Source organism: Streptomyces sp. NPDC054956, from assembly GCF_053609185.1.
The window spans coordinates 1-4,960 of the sequence record NZ_JBSGXB010000436.1 but is presented as its reverse complement, the minus strand read 5'-3'; the positions used below and the strand labels follow the sequence as shown (position 1 = coordinate 4,960).

Below are 4,960 nucleotides of genomic sequence, written 5' to 3'. Positions count from 1 at the left end.
GTCCCGCGCACCCCCGGCGATCTGCGTTTTCCGCCCCGCGACCCCGCATCCGTGGGGCGCCGGTTTCGTTGGCTGATACGTGCATTCCTACGATGTCTCCCGCGCCCCGTCCTATCCGAGCAGCGTCCCCCCGATGCGATCCGTACGGGAGCCGGCCGGCGCTCCCGCCACCTCGCACACCCCGATCTACGACACGCTGTACTCGGAGTACCTGCGCGCCTTCCGGGCCCTCCCGGGAGACCGCACGGGCGAGGAGGACCTGGGCTTCACGGCCTTCTCCTACGGCGGCTCGTACGCCGCGGGCGCGTACCCCACCGGCTCCGGTGCGTACGGCGGCGGCTCCGGCGCCTCCTACGCGGCCGGCTGGAACGGTTCCTCTTGGCAGCCCGCGGACGCCTGGCAGCCCGCCTACGCCCCGCAGCCGCAGTACTCGTACGCGGGCGCCGCCCCGAGCACCGGATACGCGAACGGGCGCCAGCACCAGACCGGGACGCACCACATCCCGGCGGCCCTGCCGCCCGCTCCCCGCCGGGGCTACTGAAAGCGGCCTCGGGTGAGTGGGGCACGTCCCCGCACCGGACGACGCGGGAACGCACCCCACTCACCCGGGGCCGCTTCGCCCCGGCGTCCCGCCGCTACTTCTTCTTCTTGTACTGCGCGCCGCGCTTCTCGCGCACCCGGACCGAGATGTGGATCGGGGTGCCCTCGAAACCGAACTCCTCGCGCAGGCGGCGCTCGATGAAGCGCCGGTAGCCGTGCTCCAGGAAGCCCGAGGCGAAGAGGACGAACCGCGGCGGCTTGCTGCCCGCCTGGGTGCCGAACAGGATGCGGGGCTGCTTGCCGCCGCGGATCGGGTGCGGGTGGGCCGCGACGACCTCGCCGAGGAAGGCGTTCAGCCGGCCGGTGGGAACGCGCGTCTCCCAGCCCGCGAGCGCGGTCTCGATCGCCGGGACCAGCTTCTCCATGTGGCGGCCGGTGAGCGCCGAGACGTTCACCCGGGGCGCCCAGGAGACCTGCTGCATCTCGGTCTCGATCTCGCGCTCGAGGTAGTAGCGGCGCTCCTCGTCGAGGTTGTCCCACTTGTTGTACGCGATCACGATCGCGCGGCCCGCCTCGACGGCCATGGTGATGATGCGCTGGTCCTGGACGGAGATGTTCTCGGTCGTGTCGATCAGGATGACCGCGACCTCCGCCTTCTCCACGGCGGCGGCCGTACGCAGCGAGGCGTAGTAGTCGGCGCCCTGCTGGAGGTGGACCTTCTTGCGGATGCCCGCGGTGTCGATGAACTTCCAGGTGACCCCGCCGAGCTGGATCAGCTCGTCGACCGGGTCGCGGGTGGTGCCGGCCAGCTCGTTGACGACGACCCGGTCCTCCTTGGCGACCTTGTTCAGGAGGGAGGACTTGCCGACGTTCGGGCGGCCGATGAGCGCGATCCGGCGGGGACCGCCGACGACGGCGCCGAAGCGCTGCTCGGGCGCCTCCGGGAGGGCCTCCAGGACGGCGTCGAGCATGTCGCCGGTGCCGCGGCCGTGCAGCGAGGAAACCGGGTGCGGGTAGCCGAGGCCGAGCGACCACAGGGAGGCCGCGTCGGACTCGCCGCTCTGGCCGTCGACCTTGTTGGCGCACAGGACGACGGGCTTGCCGGCCTTGCGGAGCAGCCGGACGACGGCCTCGTCGGTGTCGGTGGCGCCGACCTTGGCGTCCACGACGAAGACGACGGCGTCGGCGGTCTCGATGGCGTATTCGGCCTGGGCGGCGACGGAGGCGTCGATGCCGAGGACGTCCTGCTCCCAGCCGCCGGTGTCGACGACCTTGAACCGGCGGCCGGCCCACTCCGCCTCGTAGGTGACGCGGTCGCGGGTGACGCCGGGCTTGTCCTCGACGACCGCCTCGCGGCGGCCGATGATCCGGTTCACCAGGGTCGACTTGCCGACGTTCGGCCGGCCGACGACGGCGAGGATCGGCAGCGGGCCGTGGCCCGCTTCCTCGATCGCGCCTTCGACGTCCTCGATGTCGAAGCCCTCTTCCGCGGCGAGCTCCATGAACTCCGCGTACTCGGCATCGCCAAGTGCTCCGTGGTCGTGCTGGTCGTTCATGAAGTCCGTTCCTCGTCGTTCGTGGTGGTCGGTGGGGCCCGCGCAGCGCGGTTCCACTACTAGGTCAAGTCTCGCTCAGCGCCCGGTGAGGCGCTTGGCGTCGGCCAGGTGGGCGGTCAGCCGGTCCTGGATGCGTACGGTGGCCTGGTCCAGCGCGGTACGGGTACGGCGGCCACTGCCGTCCCCGGCGTCGAAGGCATCGCCGAAGACGATGTCGACCCTGCTCTTCAGCGGCGGCAGCGCCTTGACGACGCGGCCGCGGTTCTCGGTGCTGCCCAGCACGGCTACCGGCACGATGGGCGCGCCGGAGCGGACCGCGAAGTACGCGAGGCCCGCGCGCAGCGAGGCGAAGTCGCCGTCGCCCCGGGTGCCCTCGGGGAAGATCCCCAGGGCGCCGCCGTTCTCCAGGACGCTCAGGGCGCGGCTTATCGCGCCCCGGTCGGCGCCGGAGCGGTCCACCTTCACCTGCCCGATCCCTTCGAGGAAGGGGCCGAGCGGGCCGACGTACGCCTCCTTCTTGATCAGGAAGTGCAGCGGCCGGGGGGCCGTGCCCATGACCATGGGCCCGTCGATGTTGTGGGAGTGGTTCACGGCCAGGATCACGGGGCCGGACGCGGGGACCTTCCAGGCCCCCAGCACGCGCGGCTTCCAGAGCCCGTACATGAGACCGATGCCGATCCTCCGGCCGACCGCCGCACCCTTGAGGGAGGGCGTTTCGCTCACTTGCGGCCCGCCCGCTTCTCCTCCACCAGGGTGACCACGCACTCGATGACCTGGTCCAGCGTGAGCTCGGTGGTGTCCACCTCGACCGCGTCGCCGGCCTTGGCCAGCGGCGAGGTCTTGCGGCCCGAGTCGGCGGCGTCGCGCTTGATCAGCGCCTCCTTGGTGGCCGCGAGGTTCGCGGCCTCCTTGCCGCGCAGCTCGCCGCTGCGGCGGGCGGCGCGGGCCTCGGCGGAGGCGGTGAGGAAGATCTTGAGGTCGGCGCCGGGCAGGACGGTGGTGCCGATGTCCCGGCCCTCGACGACGATCCCGTCGGCCTCCTCGGCCGCCTCGGCGGCGATGGTCCGCTGGAGCTCCGTGATCAGGGTGCGCACCTCGGGGACGGCGCTCACGGCGCTGACCTTGGAGGTGACCTCCTGGGTCCGGATCGGGCCGGAGGCGTCCAGGCCGTCGACGGTGATGGTGGGCGCGGAGGGGTCGGTGCCGGACACGATGGCCGGCTTGCCCGCCGCGAGCGCGATGGCCTGCGGGTCGTCGGTGTCGACGCCGTTGGTGATCATCCACCAGGTGATGGCCCGGTACTGGGCACCGGTGTCCAGGTAGCGCAGCCCGAGCTTGGCGGCCACGGCCTTGGAAGTGCTGGACTTGCCCGTGCCGGAGGGACCGTCGATGGCGACGATCACGGCGGACGGAGCTACGGTTTCCACGGTGCGGGCACCTTCCTGGTTGCGCGTACGTGTCCGGGCGCGCCAATAGCGCCCCTCCCCCAGGTTACCGGGCCCCGACAGCCCTCGATCCCGCCAATCCAGCCCCGCCGGCGTTTGAGGCGCCGCCGGAGGCAAATCCGGCCCCGCCGGCGTTTGAGGCGATCTTTCAGCCCCGCCGGCGTTTGAGGCGCGGGGGTCCGGGGGCAGCGCCCCCGGCAACGGCGCCGCACCCGGCCCGCTAGGACTGGCGCAGCGCCCAGCCGCGTCCGCGCAGCTCGGCCTGGAGGCCGGCCACCGCCCGCGGCTCCACCATCAACTGCACGAGCCCCGCCTGCTGACCCGTCGCGTGCTCGATCCGTACGTCCTCGATGTTGACCCCGGCCCGCCCTGCGTCGGCGAAGATCCGCGCGAGCTCTCCGGGCTGGTCGGAGATGAACACGGCCACCGTCTCGTACGCGGTCTGCGCCGCCCCGTGCTTGCCCGGCACCCGGACCCGGCCCGCGTTGCCCCGGCGCAGTACGTCCTCGATGCCGGCCGCGCCGCCGCGGCGCTTGTCCTCGTCCGCGGACTCCAGGCCCCGCAGGGCTTGTACGGTCTCGTCCAGGTCGGCGGCGATCCCGGCCAGCACGTCCGCGACCGGTCCGGGGTTCGCCGAGAGGATCTCCACCCACAGCCGCGGGTCGGAGGCGGCGATCCGCGTCACGTCCCGGATGCCCTGCCCGCACAGCCGCACCGCCGTCTCGTCGGCCTCCTCGAGCCGGGCCGCGACCATGCTGGAGACGAGCTGCGGGGTGTGCGAGACCAGCGCCACCGCGCGGTCGTGCGCGTCGGCGTCCATGACCACCGGTACGGCCTTGCAGAGCGCCACCAGCTCCAGCGCCAGGTTCAGCACCTCGTGGGCGGTCTCGGGGGTCGGCGTCAGCACCCAGGGCCGGCCCTCGAAGAGGTCCGCGGAGGCGGCGAGCGGTCCGGACTGCTCCTTGCCCGCCATCGGGTGCGTACCGATGTACTGGCTGGTGTCCACGCCGAGCGCGTCCAGCTCCCGCCGCGGTCCGCCCTTGACGCTGGCGACGTCCACGTAGGCGCGGGCCAGGCCCCGGCCGATCGCGTCGGCGAGGGTGGCGGCCACGTGGGCCGGCGGCACGGCGATGACGGCGAGGTCGGCCCGGCCCTCGTACGCGTCCTCCGTACCGGCGCCCAGCGCGGCGGCGGTACGTGCCTGCCCCGGATCGCGGTCGGCCAGGTGGACGGCGATCCCGCGGGAGGCGAGGGCGAGCGCCGCGGAGGTGCCGATCAGTCCGGTTCCGATGACTACGGCGGTTCTCACGGGGTGCTCCAGGGGTGCGTTGACGGAAGAGGGGGCGGACCGGGTGGGTGGCGGAGGTGTCGGCGCGCAGGGCGAGCGCGGTGAGGAGTGCGCGGAGGCGGGGGCCGCCG

5 protein-coding genes are annotated in these 4,960 nt (G+C 73.0%); 1 reads left to right on the top strand and 4 read right to left on the bottom strand.

Annotated elements, in window-relative coordinates:
* Positions 1 to 133 precede the first annotated feature (133 nt).
* Positions 134 to 541: a hypothetical protein gene (locus tag ACWGDE_RS36080; protein WP_453393302.1), complete on the top strand. Its 408-nt coding sequence runs from the start codon at positions 134 to 136 to the stop codon at positions 539 to 541.
* Between the two features lie 94 nt (positions 542 to 635).
* Here the strand turns inward: ACWGDE_RS36080 and der are convergent, their stop codons facing one another.
* The 4 genes from der to ACWGDE_RS36060 all read right to left on the bottom strand — a co-directional run bounded on the left by der (position 636) and on the right by ACWGDE_RS36060 (position 4,850).
* Complete coding sequence (der, locus tag ACWGDE_RS36075) at positions 636 to 2,096, bottom strand: ribosome biogenesis GTPase Der (RefSeq protein ID WP_453393301.1); 1,461 nt, start codon at positions 2,094 to 2,096, stop codon at positions 636 to 638.
* Positions 2,097 to 2,171: 75 nt separating this feature from the next.
* Positions 2,172 to 2,819 carry a lysophospholipid acyltransferase family protein gene (locus tag ACWGDE_RS36070; protein ID WP_453393300.1) on the bottom strand — a complete coding sequence of 216 codons (648 nt, stop codon included), beginning with the start codon at positions 2,817 to 2,819 and terminating at the stop codon, positions 2,172 to 2,174.
* On the bottom strand, positions 2,816 to 3,523 hold the full coding sequence (gene cmk, locus ACWGDE_RS36065) for a (d)CMP kinase (protein WP_453393299.1): 708 nt from the start codon (positions 3,521 to 3,523) through the stop codon (positions 2,816 to 2,818). The genes ACWGDE_RS36070 and cmk overlap by 4 nt, the downstream gene beginning before the upstream one ends.
* A 238-nt stretch (positions 3,524 to 3,761) precedes the next feature.
* Entirely contained in the window at positions 3,762 to 4,850 is a 1,089-nt protein-coding gene (locus ACWGDE_RS36060) for a prephenate dehydrogenase (protein WP_453393298.1), read from the bottom strand.
* Between the last annotated feature and the right edge of the window lie 110 nt (positions 4,851 to 4,960).